Source organism: Puia sp., from assembly GCF_036500295.1.
In the GTDB taxonomy this organism is placed as follows: domain Bacteria; phylum Bacteroidota; class Bacteroidia; order Chitinophagales; family Chitinophagaceae; genus Puia.
In genome coordinates this window covers 71,349-88,008 of sequence record NZ_DASYCH010000042.1, presented here as the reverse complement: position 1 = coordinate 88,008, position 16,660 = coordinate 71,349, and the positions used below count along the sequence as shown (strand labels likewise).

Annotated in this window: 13 protein-coding genes; 5 read left to right on the top strand and 8 right to left on the bottom strand. The window is 53.7% G+C overall.

What is annotated here, in order from left to right; translation table 11 throughout:
- Positions 1 to 9: 9 nt before the first annotated feature.
- From rpe to VGM48_RS08090, 3 genes are all read right to left on the bottom strand, one after another.
- Positions 10 to 660 (bottom strand): ribulose-phosphate 3-epimerase, encoded by a 651-nt coding sequence (rpe, locus tag VGM48_RS08100; RefSeq protein WP_331577868.1) that lies wholly within the window; start codon positions 658 to 660, stop codon positions 10 to 12.
- Positions 661 to 690: 30 nt separating this feature from the next.
- Entirely contained in the window at positions 691 to 1,707 is a 1,017-nt protein-coding gene (locus VGM48_RS08095; protein ID WP_331577866.1) for a tetratricopeptide repeat protein, read from the bottom strand.
- Positions 1,708 to 1,780: 73 nt separating this feature from the next.
- Positions 1,781 to 3,994, bottom strand: coding sequence for a hypothetical protein (locus VGM48_RS08090; RefSeq protein WP_331577864.1), 2,214 nt, complete (start codon positions 3,992 to 3,994; stop codon positions 1,781 to 1,783).
- Positions 3,995 to 4,227: 233 nt separating this feature from the next.
- On the opposite strand from VGM48_RS08090, the gene VGM48_RS08085 reads away from it, so the two are divergent.
- Positions 4,228 to 4,689, top strand: a complete 462-nt coding sequence (locus VGM48_RS08085; protein ID WP_331577862.1) for a hypothetical protein — start codon at positions 4,228 to 4,230, stop codon at positions 4,687 to 4,689.
- A gap of 1,063 nt (positions 4,690 to 5,752) precedes the next feature.
- Here the strand turns inward: VGM48_RS08085 and VGM48_RS08080 are convergent.
- The gene (locus VGM48_RS08080) at positions 5,753 to 6,472 is read right to left on the bottom strand and encodes a LytTR family DNA-binding domain-containing protein (RefSeq protein ID WP_331577860.1); all 720 of its coding nucleotides are present in this window, start codon (positions 6,470 to 6,472) and stop codon (positions 5,753 to 5,755) included.
- 79 nt (positions 6,473 to 6,551) lie between these two features.
- Entirely contained in the window at positions 6,552 to 6,947 is a 396-nt protein-coding gene (locus VGM48_RS08075) for an Hpt domain-containing protein (protein WP_331577858.1), read from the bottom strand.
- A 139-nt stretch (positions 6,948 to 7,086) separates the two neighbouring features.
- Here VGM48_RS08075 and VGM48_RS08070 point away from each other — a divergent pair, with 139 nt between their 5' ends.
- Both VGM48_RS08070 and VGM48_RS08065 read left to right on the top strand, forming a co-directional pair.
- On the top strand, positions 7,087 to 7,530 hold the full coding sequence (locus VGM48_RS08070) for a hypothetical protein (RefSeq protein ID WP_331577856.1): 444 nt from the start codon (positions 7,087 to 7,089) through the stop codon (positions 7,528 to 7,530).
- A gap of 87 nt (positions 7,531 to 7,617) precedes the next feature.
- Entirely contained in the window at positions 7,618 to 9,930 is a 2,313-nt protein-coding gene (locus VGM48_RS08065) for a hybrid sensor histidine kinase/response regulator (RefSeq protein WP_331577854.1), read from the top strand.
- A gap of 15 nt (positions 9,931 to 9,945) precedes the next feature.
- Here VGM48_RS08065 and VGM48_RS08060 read toward each other — a convergent pair whose 3' ends face one another.
- Genes VGM48_RS08060 through VGM48_RS08050 form a run of 3 tightly spaced genes read right to left on the bottom strand, consistent with a single transcriptional unit; the run spans position 9,946 to position 13,652 of the window.
- A complete protein-coding gene (locus VGM48_RS08060; RefSeq protein ID WP_331577852.1) occupies positions 9,946 to 10,443 on the bottom strand; it encodes a metallophosphoesterase family protein in 498 nt (165 codons plus the stop codon).
- A gap of 1 nt (position 10,444) precedes the next feature.
- The gene (locus tag VGM48_RS08055) at positions 10,445 to 12,679 is read right to left on the bottom strand and encodes a hypothetical protein (protein WP_331577850.1); all 2,235 of its coding nucleotides are present in this window, start codon (positions 12,677 to 12,679) and stop codon (positions 10,445 to 10,447) included.
- Complete coding sequence (locus tag VGM48_RS08050) at positions 12,636 to 13,652, bottom strand: hypothetical protein (RefSeq protein WP_331577848.1); 1,017 nt, start codon at positions 13,650 to 13,652, stop codon at positions 12,636 to 12,638. Before VGM48_RS08050 ends, VGM48_RS08055 begins: the two co-directional genes overlap by 44 nt.
- Before the next feature lie 82 nt (positions 13,653 to 13,734).
- Here VGM48_RS08050 and VGM48_RS08045 point away from each other — a divergent pair, with 82 nt between their 5' ends.
- The gene (locus tag VGM48_RS08045) at positions 13,735 to 14,892 is read left to right on the top strand and encodes a homogentisate 1,2-dioxygenase (RefSeq protein WP_331577846.1); all 1,158 of its coding nucleotides are present in this window, start codon (positions 13,735 to 13,737) and stop codon (positions 14,890 to 14,892) included.
- 74 nt (positions 14,893 to 14,966) lie between these two features.
- Positions 14,967 to 16,610, top strand: coding sequence for an amidohydrolase (locus VGM48_RS08040; protein WP_331577844.1), 1,644 nt, complete (start codon positions 14,967 to 14,969; stop codon positions 16,608 to 16,610).
- Positions 16,611 to 16,660: the final 50 nt, after the last annotated feature.

Sequence of the window (16,660 nt, the reverse complement as noted above, 5' to 3'; positions counted from 1 at the left end):
GAAGAACGATCAGGCGATGTTTTTAAGTGTGTGGATGGTTGCTTTTGGGTCTTTGGAGTGAAAGACGGTGCTGCCGGCCACCAGGACGTCGGCGCCCGACCTTACGATCATCGCGGCATTGTCCAGGGTGACGCCGCCATCGATCTCGATGAGTGTGGGGAGGCCCCGGTCGTGGATCATGCGGCGAAGGTTGCGGATCTTCTGGCAGGTGTGGGGGATGAATTCCTGGCCGCCGAAGCCGGGGTTGACGCTCATGATGAGGATCATATCGATGTCCTGGAGGACGTCGGTGAGGAGTTCGACAGGGGAGTGCGGATTCAGCGCCACGCCAGCTTTCATTCCGAGGGAATGGATCTGCTGGAGGTTGCGGTGGAGGTGGCGGCAGGCTTCGATGTGCACGGTGAGGCGGTCGGCGCCGGCTTTCCGGAAGGCCTCTGCATAGCGTTCGGGTTCTTCGATCATCAAATGGACATCGAAGACCTTTTTGGTGGTTTTGCGGAGCTGTTCGATGATGGGCATGCCGTAGCTGATATTGGGGACGAACCTTCCGTCCATGACGTCGAGGTGGAACCAGTCAGCTTCGCTTTCGTTGAGCATTTTGCATTCATCTTCGAGGCGTAGAAAATTCGAGGCCAGCAAAGAGGGCGCTATGATGGGCATGATTCGGCTTGTTTGCTTTAAAGATAGTGATTATTGGAGTTTTTTGATGTGCTCGGCGGCTTCGCTGAAGTCCTTGTCGAGGGCTATGGCCTGGCGGTAGTAGAGGATGGCCTGGTCCTTATTGCCGTTGGCTTCATAGCAGCGGCCGACCCAGTAATAGCCGTCGGGGTAAGTATTGGATACTTTTATGGTCATCAGGAAGGTGCCCATGGCGCTATCGTATTGCTTTTGTTTGTAGAAGGCGATGCCTTTTTCGAGATAGCCGTCGGTGAACTTCCAGTCGCGGCGGATGCAGGAATCGAATTGGGCGATGGCCTTTCTGTATTGGGCGGTGTTGGAATAAAAGATGCCCTTTATGAAGAGTGGGTCCAGCAATTCGTGCGCGGTGTCCCTCTTGAGGATCCCGTCGCAGATGGGCAGCGCGGCGGAGTTGCGGCTCTCGGCATAGAGATGAGCGAGCTCGAGGCCGTAGGTGTTGGTGGGCTGCAGCTCGAAGGCCCTGGCGAGGGCCCGGATGGCGGAGGCGGTGTCCCGGCTTTTTTCGAGCAGCAATCCCTTCTCGTACCAGGCTTCGAAGTTGGCGCTATCCTTAGCGAGCAGCTTGTCATAGATGGCGAGGGCTTCGCCGGTTTTGCCGTATTGCTGGTAGAGTTCGCCCAACAGGGTGAAGAAGGCGGGGTTGTCCGGGAATCGCTTTTCGCAATCGTTCAGTACCTGTACGGCGCGGTCGGCCTGGCCGATGATGGAGAGGGTGGAGGCATAACGAAAGCCCGTCATCTCGTCGGGGCGGAGCTCCCAGGAGTGGCGGAAATCGTTGGCCGCCAGTTCGTGGAGGTTATTGCGGGAGAGCAGGTCTCCGCGCCGGAAATAAAGCCCCGCGGCCAGATCGGCTTTTGCCTGATCGAGGCTATCGGTCAGGGGAGCATAGGGCAGGCGATGGAGAACTGCCCCGGCATCGTCCTTTTTGCCACTGTGTTGATCACAGCCGGCTGTCAGGAGCGCGGCGCAAAAGACGGCGAGGGACAGGGTCCGTACAAATGGGTTCATAGGGCAAAAATAAGGATTGCGGCAAAAAATCAACTTCCGATGATCCTTTGCCGCAAAAAGACTTTAAAATGACCTAGCGGACGAGCAGGTTGAAGCTGTGGGTGGCTGACTGACCGATGGTCTGCACGACGACGGCGTTCCCGGGCTGTGTTGTCGTGGGAAGATGAATGGCGTATTGGGTCTGGCCCTTCACCTCCGTGCGATAGAGCAGCTGGCCGGTCATCGTGAAGACGTTGACGACCATCGCGGCGGTGTTGGCCGTGGTGAGATAGAACGTCGCGCCGACGGTGGGGTTGGGGTGGATCCCGACGGTGCTGTTTGCCGCGTCGACCGTGACGGTTGCGATGGGTGAGTAGAGGATCTTGCCATTGGGGTCGATCCTTTCGATGCGGTATTCGATGGACCCGGCGGGGGCGTCGGCATCGGTATAGCGGTACTGACCGTTGGTATAGCCGCCGGCGTCGATGGTCGTGATCGTGCTCCACTGGTCGTCGCCGGTATTCCGTTGGATGAGATAGCGATCGGCGGTGGTAATTTCTTCATCGGAGAAGCTAATAGCGACCTGGCCGGCGCCGGCAGGGGTTGCCGTGAGTTGTACGTTTGCGGTTGCCAGGACGACGCAGGGTACGGCGTGGTTGGCGCTGATCGTGCCACAGCCATATACGTAACCGGTGGTGCAGGCGTGTTGCGTGCCGCCACCGCCACAGCTGACGATATTGGTTTTGAGTGAATTATTGATCGTCTGTAAATAATTATTGTTACTGGCGATGCCCATCGTAGAGGCGCCGTCGACACTGAAGCTGCCGGAGACGCTGACGGAGGCTGTGTTGGCCATGGTGCCGTCACCGATACTGAACCATGTGCCGCTTTGAATTGCCATGGAGTTGGAAGTGATGCTGTTGTTTCCCTTGAGATAGACGGAGCTTCCGTTTATATTGATGCCGTTTGTGACGGAAAAGGTCGAGGTGCCGGTCATGGTAAACGTGCTATGCCCGGAGATGCCGGAAGAGTTGCCGGTGAGGGAAGAGTTCCCGTCCATCGTGACGGTGGCGCCCGAGAAGTTATCGCTATTGGTGATGCTTGCGCTTGTGTTATTGAGCCCGAAGGCGCCACCCGTCACCAAGAGTCCATTGCCGCTGACAAAGCTGCTGGTGAATGCGCTGGTGGTATTTTTTAGGGTAAGGCTGTTGGTGATCGGAATGTTGGAGGTGGCGGCGGTGATCGAACCACCGGAGGTGGTCAGCGAGTTGCCTCTAAGTGTACTGTTGGCAAGCGTGACGGGTATATCGGTCAGGTTGATGGCATTGGTAATATTTACCGTAGTCGTGGCAGCGTTGAAGGACCCACCGGAGTCAGTGAGTGAGTTGCCGGTAAAGCTGCCGCCGGTGACCGACACGGCGGTATTGGTCAGGTTGATGGCGTTGGTGATGCTGACGGCGCCGCCGTTGGTTGCGGTGATGGAACCGCCGGTAGCGGTTAATGCGGAGCCGGAGAACGTCGAGCTGGTGGTGCTGGTCATGGTAACGTTCGTATTGGTCAGACTGACGCCGTTGGTGGTGGTGAAGGAGTTGGTGGAGCCGTTCATTACTATGTTATCGTTAGACAGGCTTGTGCTGCTGGCGCTGATGGTCGAGGTGCCGGCGAGATAATAATCGCTGCCGGTGGAGGTCATGCCGTTACTTACGTTCATCGAGGAGTTTCCTGCGAAGGCGAAGGAGGAATTTATGAAATTCGTCTTGTTGGTGGAGAGCGTTACGCCGTTGGCAACGGTGACATTGCTGTTCGAGAATGTGTCGACCTGATTGACCAGTGTGAGGTTCGCGTTGAGATGGAGCGAGTCCTTGTCGAGGGTGCTCTTGCTCAGCGTGAGGGCGGCGTTGACGGAGACCCTGCTGCTGTCGATATTGGTCCGGCCGTTGGCGAAGTTCATCGAGGCGTTGAAGGCCACGGTGTCGCCGTAGAAGCTGATATTGCTATTCTGGTTAAAAGACTGGTTGATGATGACCTGCATATTTTTGAACGAGTCGACCCCGTTGAGGGTGAGGTTGGACCCCGCCTTGATGAGGACGGTGCCGCCGTTAAACGTACAGGTGGTACAGGAGCAGGTATTGTCGATGGTGACGGTTACTCCGGGGGAGATGTTGATGATACAGTTGCTGCAAATGACGCCGCTTCCGAAGGAGGAGGTGCTGACGTTTGCGGTAACGGGATAAATCGTCTGGGCTTCGGTGGAAAGGGAGAGACCAGTGAACAGGAGGAAAAGGACTGCGTAAAGGGTCGGTTTCATAAAAGGATGATTTTCTAGCGGATAGAGGATCAATGGTCTGTATAAGGAGTTCCTAAAAGGGTGCCGGAAACATAAGTGATTGATTTTCAATGGATGTAAGTAGGTGTTTGTCTTTAACCATTTCCCAATCCGGGAGGTGGATTCCCAGTTTTGCCGGCGCGACAATTATTTTCCGTTTTAGGAAGGCGGTCGTAGCTTTGGACCCATTTGCGAAATCTTTAAAACCTATTTACATGTATACGGGAGTGTTATCTCTTCATAGTTTTCTTCGTTGGGTGATCCTGATATTGGAAATTGTCGTGATCTACAAGAGTTTTACGGGTATGACCGGGAACCGGCCGTTTACGGCGGGGGATAAGAAGGCGGGGTTATTCCTGATGATCTCGGCGCATACGCAGTTGCTGGTGGGGATCTATCTCTACCTGGCGGGTCCCTGGGGGATGGCGACGATCCAGAACCTGGGTTTTGGGGAAGCGATGAAGGATCCTGTGGCGCGGTTTTATGCGGTGGAGCATATTTTCGGGATGCTGGTGGCGATCATTCTGATCACGCTGGGCCGTGGGGTGGCGAAGAAAGCGATCCCGGATGCGGCGAAGCACAAGCGGAGTTTCTGGTTGTTCCTGGTGGCGTTGGTGATTATCCTGGCGACGATACCGTGGCCGTTCAGGGCGGGGATATCCAGACCTTGGATCTAAGCTAGAGGTTGTCTTTCGCGGCCGCCTGCGGCGGCTACAGTTGAGGCGCTAATGATGGGCGGCCTTCGGCCTAAATAGTCACCGCCGCGATGCTATCGCGGCGGTAATTTTTTGTCAGGGTTCTACGATCGTTCTGGCGTTTCTTCGGAATTGGATTTTTGCACTACAACATAGTTTTTTTCGGAGCCTGGATCTTTTTGGTTTTTCTGAGGATGTTGGCCGATTGGGTTTTCAGGGTTTCGGATTATTTTGTTTTTCGGATCTGGATCGTTTTCGTTTGCTGATACAAAGATGCGAAAGGGGAAGGGGGTTTGGAAGTTTTTTCGATGGAGGGGTTGATTTGCGCGACGAAGGTGAGGATTTGACGACGAACGAATTCTCGGCTTAAGGTGGTTGATGGGCTGGTGGGCGGCGGGTGGGCGGCGGGTGGTTGCCTTTTCACGGCCGCCGGGGCTGCCACAGTTGAGGCGTTAATGAAAACCGCCACGGAGTTCCGTGGCGGTTAATTTCTTGTCAGGGCCATCAACGATCTTTTTCAGGCTTCAAAAGGGAATTAGGATTCTTGTTTTTTTCCCGGGTTCTACCCTGGCATTCTTCTAGTTTTTTTTCGGATCTGGACTTTTACTGTTTTTCGGTTGGATTCAGGTTTGGCCATTTGGTTTTTCGGATACAGGATGGTTTTCATCGGATGGATCGTAAACGGGCTTTCATGGATTAGTTGGAACTGGTTTTCTTTGGATTTGGATCGTTGGATTTTCCTGGATCTTGGATCGTTGGTTTCTCTTAGGACGTGGATGTTTGGATTTTCAGGATTTGGATGGTTGGCTTTTCAGGATTTTTGGATCGTCGGTTTTTCAGGATCGTTGGATTGGTGGTTTTTCGGATATCGATCTGGTTCTTCTGTTTGGATTGGATTGTTTTCGTTTGCTGATACAAAGATGTAAAACAATGTTAAAGAAAGGAAACTTATTCGATGAAGGTAGAGTTTTGCCCGACGAAAAGGGGCCTTGCCCGACGAATGGAAAGACTTCCCGGAAATAGAAGATGAAGCGTTTTGGGAAGCTTAGAGAATGTTCAGCCGCGCGGCGACTTCCTCCTTGTGACCCTTGCCGATAGGTATCTGATTGCCAAGGAGGTAAATGGTATTCCCACGAATGTCATCAATCTTTGTGATGTTGACGATGTAGGATCTGTGGACTTTCAGGAAGTTGGGGCCGACGAGTTTCTCTTCCATGTTCTTTAGCGTGCTATAGGTGATATAATTCTTCCCCTGGGTGACGAATTTGACGTAATCGCGCATGCTTTCGAGGAAGAGGATATCATCTTTCTTCAACTTGATCAACTTGTCTTCGGCTTTGATGAAGAGAAAGTCGGTGTCGGGCGCGGTCACTGCCGGTTGCGGAGGAGTTGGGGCGGCGGGTGTCGCGGCGACCTTTTGTTGCAGCTTCTCGATCGCTTCCTGAAAGCGTTTGTAGGTGAACGGTTTTTTCAGGTAGTCGTCGACATGGTATTGAAAGGCGTTGAAGGCGTATTCGGTCTTGGAGGTGGTGAGAATGATCCTGGGGGAATAGGTGAGGCGGTCCAGCAGATCGAAGCCAGTGGCGCCGGGCATTTCTACGTCCAGGAAGAGCAGATCCACCTTTTCCCTGTCGAGGAAGTCGAGGGCATCCATTACGTTCAGGAAATGCCCCTTTACCTCGACCAGTTCGCTCTTCTCACAGAACTTACGAAGAAAATCCGCGGCTATCTGGATATCTTCCACTATAATACAAGACAATTTCATAGCATCCGAAAAACAATCCATTCAAAAAATATTCCTACCCGGATGTTTCTTTGTGGGCAGGAGGTAAGCATCAATAAAATCAGCCGTTCGCCTCGTTAAATTCCCTCAGCCGGCCATATTCTTTTTCTATAATATGTTGCGCCCGTTCTTTCCGCTGTATCAGCCGGATATAGTCCAAACGCAATTCTTCCACCGTATTAACGGAACATTTGTTCTCGAATTGTTGACAAAGCTCCTGGAGATCGGTAAATCCTACATAACCGAATAAAGTTTTGCAGGTGTGCACGCTTGTTCCCAAAACGGGAAGGTTTTTACCATCATAGGCTGCTTCCACCCGGTCCCAGTAGACGGGCAGGTCGCGGAGGAAATCTTCGAAAACGGTTTCCGCGTATAGCGTATCACCATCGAAGAGTTCCGCCAAAAAGCTGGCATTCAAGCTTTCATCAAAAACAAACCCAGTACGGAAATTTTGCATATTTGCTGCAATTTTTTAGTTCGCCGCCCGTTTGTACAATAATATATGTAGGACCTACATATAATTCACCCGGCAACGGGAAAACGAGACTCTATCCAGACGGGAAAATCTTGTTTTTTATTGTCCAAAATCCAGATTTATGAAAAAATTTCGACCCTTGCTCCTACTATTGATCACCGTAGGAACCATCACCTCTTCATCTACCGTTTATGGTCAAACGCATTGCGACCTGTTGCAAGTGAACAATGCAGCCGCGGCAGTTCGCGCGTCTTCGGCGAATTACTGGTTTGGCATCATGGAACTTCCTTTTCTTTTCATCTCCGTCTTTTTCGCCTTTCTCACCGCCTATGCATTAAGGGGCGGGAAGTTCGGCAAGGGGATGACCTATATGGCCTGGGGGTTTCTTGTCATGGCGGTGGGTCACCTGCACATGCAGATCGAGCACTACTACGGCATCAACATCTTCAAGACCTTGCTGGGTCAGATGAGCGGTTCGATCGCCTGGTTCGCTGCCCTGATCGTTACCTGGGCATTGTCCGGGCTCGGATTCTGGTCCATCTATAAGGCCAGTAAAGGCGCATAACCCTATTTCGTTCGTTTGCTAATCCCGGACGGAAGGGACAATGAGGAGCGGGGCTTCCGGGGATCTATCGTTGCTTAAGGCGTTCTCATGCTAAAACAATTACTGAAGGGGAGGGGCAAGCCGGCCGCTTCCCGAAGATCGGATAAGGAATCCGCCCTGTACAAGGCGCTGTTTGAATTTCTCATCAGCAGTATCACCGTTCCCGCCGATGCGGAACAGCTGATCCAGCTTGGGAATAAGGCGGCCACCAAGGGCGACGAAGAAGTTTTTCACACCTATTTGCTGTTCGAGAAATATCTCGCTTCGTTCGAGCAGGAGCGGAATACCCGGAAATCATTACGGGAGCGGGTGCGGCAACGGTTTCCCGTTCTTTTGGAGGACGGGTCCATTTTCAATATCCTTTTCGTCTCCGAGACGGAGCAGAAGAATACGCTTGCGATCCATTTCCTGCAGCCTTTTCTAGCGGCGGTAAAAGACAAGTTCGGCAAGGCCGGCGACGGCTATTTCGAGCGGAAGATGGCCGATCTGGCCGTGCTGGATACCCAGCGACGGGATCCCGAAGCGTTTCGGAAATTGCAGTTCCTGAGTTTTGACGTTTTCAAATTCATCGGCAGCAACTATGGTGAAGCGCTGGCGGGAAAGATCTTCGAGAAAAGCTATGACTCCTTTTCCAACAAATACAAGGAACTGGAGTTTTTCCCCTATATGATCACGATGGTTCCGAAGGAGATCGTGGACCGTGAGCACCTTGGCATCTTTACCCAGGCGCAGATCGAACAGATCTTCCTGGAAAAACTGGCCGAGTCGGAGCAGTTGAACATCGCGCTGGACCAGAAGATCAGGGAGAACGAGCGCACGCAGCGTTTGCTGCGTAAGAATGAGGTCATGCTGAGCGGCGTGATCTCCTCGGCGCTGGATGCGATCGTTATCACAGGGGGTTATGGTCATATCATTCACTGGAACCAGGCGGCGGTGGAGATCTTCGGCTATACGGAGAATGAAGTAAAAGGGCGCACGCTGCTGGAGACGATCCTTCCGTTGTCGTATGATCAGGAACAATGGAGCGGATTCCCGGGTTTGCAGCATCAGAATGTGACGCCGATGCTGAATCAGCGCCACGAGCTGACGGCGGTGCGCAAGAACCAGGAAGAATTTCCCATCGAACTGACCGTAACGGCGATCGTTGACGAGCAGGAATCCTACTACAGTGCGTTTATCCGGGATATTTCCAGCCGGCGGCAGCGTGAGCAGGAACTGGTGCAGATGAAGGAAAAGGCCGAACAGGCGGCAAAGGCGAAATCGCAGTTTTTGAGCGTGATGAGTCATGAATTGCGGACCCCGTTGAATGCGGTGATCGGCATCACGCATCTGCTCTTGCAGAGCCAGCCGCGGGAGGACCAGCAGGAAGACCTGCGCACCCTGCAGTTCTCGGGTGAGAGCCTCCTGCATATCATCAACGACATCCTTGACTTTACCAAACTGGATTCCGGGAAGATCGAGCTGTCGGCGATAGACTTCAACCTGCGAGAGCTGACGCAGAGTCTTTACCAGTCCTTTAGCTATACGGCGCGGGAAAAGAATATCGTTTTTGACGTCGAGTATGATGAGCGGATGCCGTTCTATGTCAAAGGGGATAATTTCAGGCTGTCGCAGGTATTGAACAACCTGATCAGCAATGCCATCAAATTCACCAAAGAGGGCTCTGTGAAACTGAAGGTCGAGTTGGTGGAGAACGCCGGCACGAGTTTTATCACCCGTTTTTCGGTGGTCGACTCGGGTATCGGCATTCCTGAAGATAAGCAGGAAAAGATCTTCGAACAGTTTACCCAGGCGGACAGCAATACGACGCGGTTGTATGGCGGTACGGGTTTGGGGCTTTCGATTTCGACCCGGCTGGTGGAACTGATGGGCAGTCAGATACTCCTATCCAGCGTTCCGGGGAAGGGTTCCAATTTCAATTTCACGCTGGCCTTGCAGTTGGGCCATCATTCCGATACGGTTGCGGCTTTGCCGAAGGTGATGAACAAGAGCAATGACGCCTTTATGAACAAGACGATCCTGCTGGCGGAGGACAATGTCTTCAATGCGAATATTGCGCGGCGATTTATCACGGGCTGGGGGGCTCAGCTTGAGATCGTTGTTGACGGACGCCAGGCGCTTGAATTTGTTTCCCGGCGGAAATATGACCTTATCTTAATGGACGTGCAGATGCCGGTGCTGGATGGGTTTGCGTGTACCCGGAAGATCCGCAAGCATTTCAAGGATATCCCGATCCTTGCGATAACGGCCTCGCCGAAGAATGAGATCATCAATGAGATCATGGCGTGTGGGATGAATGATTTTGTGAGCAAGCCGTTTAAGCCGAATGAGCTGAGGAGCAAGTTGCTGGAGTGGCTTTGAGGCGGTGTTATTGACCTAGCCGCGGGGTCCGAGTTCGATGACCTCACAATCTTTCATATTATCGCCGTCGATGACGAAGCGGATGACCGTGCGAACGGTATGCCAGCCCTGGCGGCCGGCGGCGCCGGGGTTCATGTGGAGGCACTGGAGCTTTTCGTCAAACATCACCTTTAAAATATGGGAGTGCCCGTCGATGAACAGCCGGGGCGGGTCGGCTTCGAGTATCTTTTTGACCCTTGGATTATAGCGGGGCGGATAGCCGCCGATATGGGTCATGAACACGGTGATCCCTTCTGCCTGCCATCGCAGGTTCTCCGGGTAGACGCTCCGGATATCCGAGCCATCAATGTTCCCGTACACCCCTTTCAGCGGTTTAAAATCGCTTAGCCTTTTTGCGAGATCGATCGTCCCGAAATCTCCGGCATGCCAGATCTCATCGCAGGATGCGAAATGGGTGAAGATCTTCTCATCGAGGAAATGGTGTGTGTCGGAGATGAGGCCGATGCGCAGCATGTTATTTGTTTTTTTGGATATAACTACGGAAATAGCCGCATTCTTTTATCACTTCCTTATAGTATTGGGTGTTGGGGTATTGCTTCAGGCCTTTGAAGCCATCCCAGGCGACGAAGTTGGGTCCGTTGTAATCATAAATGTTCTTTGAAAAGATGTTCCTGTTGTACCAGTCGTTGCGCTGGCATTTTGCGAGGAGGTATTGGCATTTTGCCCGCTGTTCGTCGGTCTTTGCGGCTCCAAGGGCGATGGTATAATACTTTATCGCGGTGGTCATGCTCATCAGCGAGTCGCGGAAGACCGGATCGATGGACTCGGGCATGGAGTGATCCGAGCCGAGGACCTTGCCTTCATAAAAGACGCGGGCGTTGCCGTAGTGGGTGATATTGTACTGGGCGTTTCCCATGAGGATGGCGTTGGTATAGACGTCGGTGGCGGAGGAGAGCTTGTTTTTTAGTTCGCTCAATTTTTCAAGCAGGGAGAGTTTGCTGTATTTGATCTTCTGGGCGGCCGCATGGTCGCAGTCGTGGCAGTCGATGATCCGGGCGTTGAACGGGTTGCCGGGGAGGATCGTGGTTGCGGCGGAGGGCGCTTCTTTGATGGCGGCGATCGCCTCATCGGGATTGTCGTTGAGGCAGCGGATGACAGCCTGGTACTCGAAGAGATCGACCAGCTGATTGCTGCAGAGATGGGCGCAGAGCTGGTCGTAGCGGGTCTTGTCCGGTCTGCCGAGAAAGGCTTTTAGGGCTTCGACGTTTTTGTTGTCGGTATAGAAGACGGGGGCGGTGACGAAACATTCCGATCTGACCCTGTCGCCTTTGAGAAGATATTTGGCGGCCATTGTCTTTTTCAGCCAGTCGAAGGCGTAGTTACTCCGGAAGCTGTTGTCGTTTTGAATGCTTTCGAGCCATTCGATCTCCGGGAGCAGCTTTTGTTCCAGGGAATTGTCGATGGCGGGGGCGGCGGAGAGGGTTGTGATCAGCCGTACCAGGCGGAACTGGGCCTGGGGAAGGCGGTCGTGAGGGACGAGGGGTTCTGCCTTTTTGTAATTGGCTATAGCGGCGGGGTAGTGGTGTTCGAGGGTGTTCAGATAGCCTGCGGCGAGGTGCCAGATCCAGGGTTTGGCGCTATTGCCGGCCGCGGCAATGTGGGTAACGAGGGTAAGCAGCGAGTCGCCGGCGGGGGATGGGGTTTGTTGTACGGGGAGCGCTTCTTGCCGGTCAGCCAGACTTTGTTGTTCCCGGATGTTGACCGCGCGCGCCAGGAGGAGGTCGAGTTTTTCCGAGCGTGGGTCGAGTTGGTAGATGCGGGTTATCGCTCTTTGCGGATCGGAATAGAAGATGCCGAGCATTTGCCAGAGGGTTGCTTTTTCTTCGGCGGACCGGCAGAGGGCAAGGGTGCCCTGCCAGTCGGCTTCTTCCTGTGGATGGAAGCTATAGTGGGCTACGGTCTTCAATTCGTCGCAGCTGTCGAAGACGCGGCTGTAATAATAATTGGCCTTGCTGAATTGTTTTTGTTTGTAATAAGCGCCGGCGGCGTAGGCGAGACTGCGGTACCAGATATCGTTATGGGGGAACTTTGAGTTGTAGCTGTCGAAGAGGTGGATCGCGGTTTCCGGGCTGCTGTTAAAGAAGTGGCTGCGGACCAGCTGGAACCAGTAGCGTTCCTGGAGAAAGGGGTCGGTGGTTTTGTTGAGGGCCTCCTGGAGTTGGTTGTCGAGCGACTTTGCTTCGAAATGCGGTTTGGGCTTTGTGCTGTCCTGTTCCCAGGAAGGGGTGATGGGGGTGAGGGCGAAGGCCTCGCATTTTTTGGCGAGACGGAGATAGTGGATGAAGGCGATGATTTTGGGGTTTGAATTCATGCCAGAGAGGCAGGCGGGGCGGTAGTCCGGTTTGGCCTGGAGCCACGCTATTGCGCTGTCGAGGGTGGAGGCGTCCGCGGTGTTGAGCAGGTGGTCCAGCGTTTGGTAAGGAAGCGTCTTGCCGAACCATTCTCCCCAGTCGCCGATATTGGCATATTTCCACCGGGTGAGATGGCTTTCATCGTGGCCGATGCCGTAGTAGAACTGCGCGGAATAGAAGAAGGGGCTGTAGGCGCTGTCGACGAAGGTTTCGGGGGTGAAGCTGGAGGTTCCGTATTCCGGTCCCCAGTCACCGGCGCATGCCAGCACGATGCTTGTGGCGATGGTGCAAACGCTAGTCAGTATGATCCCGGATCTTTTTAAAAAGGTGTTTGTCATATTGCAGGAGATTTTGGCGGTCCAGGTCGAAGAAAATGAGATTGCGGATACGATGGTTGGTGTGACGGTTGACCTCGGTGACGATCTCGCGGAGGTTGTCCGAGGAAACGGATTCGATCTTTATATCGTCGTTCTGTTGGAAATAGTATCCTTTTTTGAAGCAGGCGTGGAAGCAGAGATACCGATTTGGGGAAGGGCAGGCAAAGTTGGTATCCTTGTCAAACATGGGCTCGTTCATTTTATCCAGCAGCTGGACCACTTTACCATTTCTTATCAGTAATGCCCAGGAAAAAACCGGCAGGGCCAGGTCGAGGGTCAGCGGGTAGGAGCGAAGGGAGGGGGTGTAGCGGTGGGCTATCGTCCGGTCGTAGATGGAACTGCCGGGACCCGCGTCGATGTTGCCCATATTGTAGAACATCAGGGTTCCGTGGTCGACCGGGGGGATACCGGTCCGGTCGGGGTATTTCACCTGATGAAGGCGGATGGTAGCGGACAGGGTCAGGCCTGTGGTTTGTTTATACCGGCGAAGGAAGGTGAAGTACCGGTCTTTTGTTTTGTCCGTCCAGTCGCAATCGAACTGGATCTCCTGCGGGTGCAGTTGTGCGGAAGCGTTGATCCGGCGGACGAGCGCCCATACTTTATCGACAAGCGCGGGTATGCCGTCGGGAGTGATCTGTTGGAAAACGCGGTTGCGGAAGAAAACGACCGGAACGATCGTGTAACCGGTTGGGATACTATCGAAGTGGATCGGCGTGACAGGTGAGGGCAGGGTGTCGTTTGCCGGCCAGTCTACGTCGAAATAGCGGATATAAAGTGATTGAACGGAGTTATCGCGGAGGGCTTTTTGTTCGGTTGAGTCGAGGGCGAAGGTGGTGCGCCAGTAATAGAAGCTAATGGTTTTTGGCCGGTGGTGACAAGCGGTTGCGGAAAAGGCCAGCAATAAGAACAGGGATCGAAGAGATGGCGTGGACACCGCGATAAGTATTTTTTGATAAAGGTAGGGGGAATCGGTCCATAACAGGGAGGATTTAGTAATTTTAACCAACGATTTGTTTATGCCGCATTATCACTCTTTGGGGACGATTCCCCACAAACGTCACACGCAATTCCGTCAGTCCAACGGTTCGTTGTATTCCGAGCAATTATTTTCGACGGAAGGCTTTTCCAATGATTATTCGTTGTTGTATCACGTTCATCCACCGACGGAGATCATCGCCACCGACGAGCCTTATGATGTCATGCCGAGGATTGCGGAGGAAAAGATGCTGAAGCATCGCAGCTTTGAAGGGTTTGGGGTAAGGCTGGAGGCTGATTACCTGCAAAGCCGGAAGCCGGTGCTGGTGAATAACGACTGTCATCTCGTGCTGGCGGCGCCGGGCCGCAGTATGGAGGATTATTTTTATAAGAATGCGGATGCCGATGAACTGATCTTTATCCACGAAGGCAGCGGCGTGTTGAGAACGATGTATGGGGAACTTAGTTTCGGCTATGGGGATTATCTTGTCGTACCGAGAGGGACGATCTATCAGTTGCGGTTTGACACCGCGGAGAACCGGCTTTTTATCGTCGAGTCCTTTAGTCCGATCCGTTATCCCAAAAAATACCTGAGTCCTTATGGGCAGTTGCTGGAACATTCGCCATACTGCGAGCGGGATATCCGGGGTCCGCAGTCGCTTGTCACGCGGGATGAGAAGGGCGATTTCCTGATCCGGACGAAGAAGAAAGGGCGGATGTACGGGATCCATTACGGGCATCATCCCTTCGATGTGATCGGGTGGGACGGTTGTTGTTATCCGTTTGCATTCAGTATCCATGACTTCGAACCGATAACGGGCCGGGTTCATCAGCCGCCGCCGGTGCACCAGACCTTCGAGGGACATAATTTTGTCGTTTGTTCGTTCTGTCCGCGGTTGTTCGATTACCATCCATTGGCGATCCCGGCGCCGTATAATCACAGCAATATCGACAGTGATGAGGTGCTTTATTATGTGGATGGTGATTTTATGAGCCGGAAGAATGTGACCCGGGGGATGATCACACTGCATCCTGGCGGCATTCCGCACGGGCCGCACCCGGGGGCGGTCCAGCGAAGTATCGGGGCGAAAGAAACGAAGGAACTGGCGGTGATGGTTGATACTTTCCATCCGTTGTCCCTGACGATAGAGGCGTTGGAGATCGAGAATCCCGGTTATACCATGAGTTGGGCGGAATAGGGAAGGGGCATGCCCGTTGTTAGTTGGGCGGCTTGGGGGTGATTCTGTATATTCGGGGGAAATACAACTGCAATATGAAATTCTCTTCATCGAGCCTGGCGTTTGTACTTGCGGCCGTGGCTTTGTATTCCTGTCACTCGAAGGGGCAGGCCGATCTGGTTCTTGTCCATGGAAAAATATATACCGTCGACAGTGCCTTTACCCGGGCTGAGGCGCTTGCGGTAAAGGACGGAAAAATACTGGCGGTGGGTTCCGATGCGGATATTCAGAATAATTATACCGCTGCCGAGACGGTCGACCTGGGTGGCAAGGCCGTGTATCCGGGGTTTATCGATGCGCACGGACATTTTGTGGAGTACGGCAATTCGCTTTTTACGGCCGCTTTGTTTGGCAGTACGAGTTTCGAGGAGGTGGTGCAGCGGGTGAAGCAATTTGCGGATGCGCATCCGGGTCTGGCCTGGATACAGGGCAGGGGATGGGATCAGAACAAGTTCCCCGGCAAGGCATTTCCTGAGAATACTTTATTGAATCAGCTATTCCCGTCGACCCCGGTGGTGTTGGAGCGGGTGGATGGGCATGCGCTTATCGCCAATGCGAAGGCGCTGGAGCTGGCGGGTATCCATCCCGGTCAGATCCTGGTGGGTGGTACGGTCGAGACGAAAAAGGGAAAGCTGACGGGGATCCTGATCGACAATGCGCAGGGATTGATCCGTCGGGCGATGCCGATGATGACGGCCGCCGAGTTTCAGCAGCGGATCGATTCGGGCCAGCAGCATTGTTTTGCGCAGGGGTTGACGACGGTGACGGATCCCGGGCTGGGCCGCAGGGAGGTCGAGGGATTGGATTCGCTGCAAAAGGCGGGTGTGCTGAAGATGCGGGTCTTTGTTATGTTGCGGGACAATAAGGAAGTTTTGGACTACTATCTGCCGAAGGGACCGTATAAGACATCTCTGCTGTATGTGAAAGGGGTGAAGGCCTATGCTGACGGCGCACTCGGCAGCCGGGGCGCCTGTCTGTTGCAGCCTTATGATGACCGGCCGGGCTGGCAGGGATTTTTGCTGAGCAGTCCGGCGCATTTCGATTCGCTGGCGGCCCGGCTGACCGGCACGGACTGGCAGCTTTGTACGCATGCCATCGGGGATTCCGGCAACCGGATGATCCTAACGGTGTATAACAAGTACCTGAAAGAAAAGAACGACAAGCGCTGGCGCGTGGAGCATGCGCAGGTGATCAACGATGCCGATTTCGATCTTTTCGGCAAGACTTCGGTTATCCCTTCGGTGCAGCCTACGCATGCCACCAGCGATATGTATTGGGCGGTGGAGCGGTTGGGGCCGGTACGGATGAAGGGAGCGTATGCTTTTAAGCGACTGTTGCAGCAGAATGGCTGGCTGCCGCTGGGCACGGATTTCCCCGTGGAGGACATCAGCCCGTTCAAGACTTTCCTGGCGGCGGTGTTCCGGGTGGATGCGAAGGGTTATCCGGCGGGCGGGTTCCAGATGGAGAATGCGTTGACCCGGGAGGAGACGATCCGGGGGATGACGATCTGGGCGGCGAAGGCGGATTGTCTGGAGAAGGAGATCGGGAGTCTGGAGCCGGGGAAAACGGCGGACCTGGTCATCCTGGATAAGGATCTGATGACGGTGGGGCAGGGAGAGGTGTTGTCCACCGGGGTGGTGGCGACGTATGCGGGAGGGAAGAAGGTATATGGCCGATAAGAAAAATCTGAGCTTTTACTGAGAATAAAATTATTGACCTGCGTTTGGGG

Coding starts and splice junctions, on each gene's coding strand:
- rpe (WP_331577868.1), bottom strand. CDS start 660: ATGCCCATCATAGCGCCCTCTTTGCTGGCCTCGAATTTTCTACGCCTC.
- VGM48_RS08095 (WP_331577866.1), bottom strand. CDS start 1,707: ATGAACCCATTTGTACGGACCCTGTCCCTCGCCGTCTTTTGCGCCGCG.
- VGM48_RS08090 (WP_331577864.1), bottom strand. CDS start 3,994: ATGAAACCGACCCTTTACGCAGTCCTTTTCCTCCTGTTCACTGGTCTC.
- VGM48_RS08085 (WP_331577862.1), top strand. CDS start 4,228: ATGTATACGGGAGTGTTATCTCTTCATAGTTTTCTTCGTTGGGTGATC.
- VGM48_RS08080 (WP_331577860.1), bottom strand. CDS start 6,472: ATGAAATTGTCTTGTATTATAGTGGAAGATATCCAGATAGCCGCGGAT.
- VGM48_RS08075 (WP_331577858.1), bottom strand. CDS start 6,947: ATGCAAAATTTCCGTACTGGGTTTGTTTTTGATGAAAGCTTGAATGCC.
- VGM48_RS08070 (WP_331577856.1), top strand. CDS start 7,087: ATGAAAAAATTTCGACCCTTGCTCCTACTATTGATCACCGTAGGAACC.
- VGM48_RS08065 (WP_331577854.1), top strand. CDS start 7,618: ATGCTAAAACAATTACTGAAGGGGAGGGGCAAGCCGGCCGCTTCCCGA.
- VGM48_RS08060 (WP_331577852.1), bottom strand. CDS start 10,443: ATGCTGCGCATCGGCCTCATCTCCGACACACACCATTTCCTCGATGAG.
- VGM48_RS08055 (WP_331577850.1), bottom strand. CDS start 12,679: ATGACAAACACCTTTTTAAAAAGATCCGGGATCATACTGACTAGCGTT.
- VGM48_RS08045 (WP_331577846.1), top strand. CDS start 13,735: ATGCCGCATTATCACTCTTTGGGGACGATTCCCCACAAACGTCACACG.
- VGM48_RS08040 (WP_331577844.1), top strand. CDS start 14,967: ATGAAATTCTCTTCATCGAGCCTGGCGTTTGTACTTGCGGCCGTGGCT.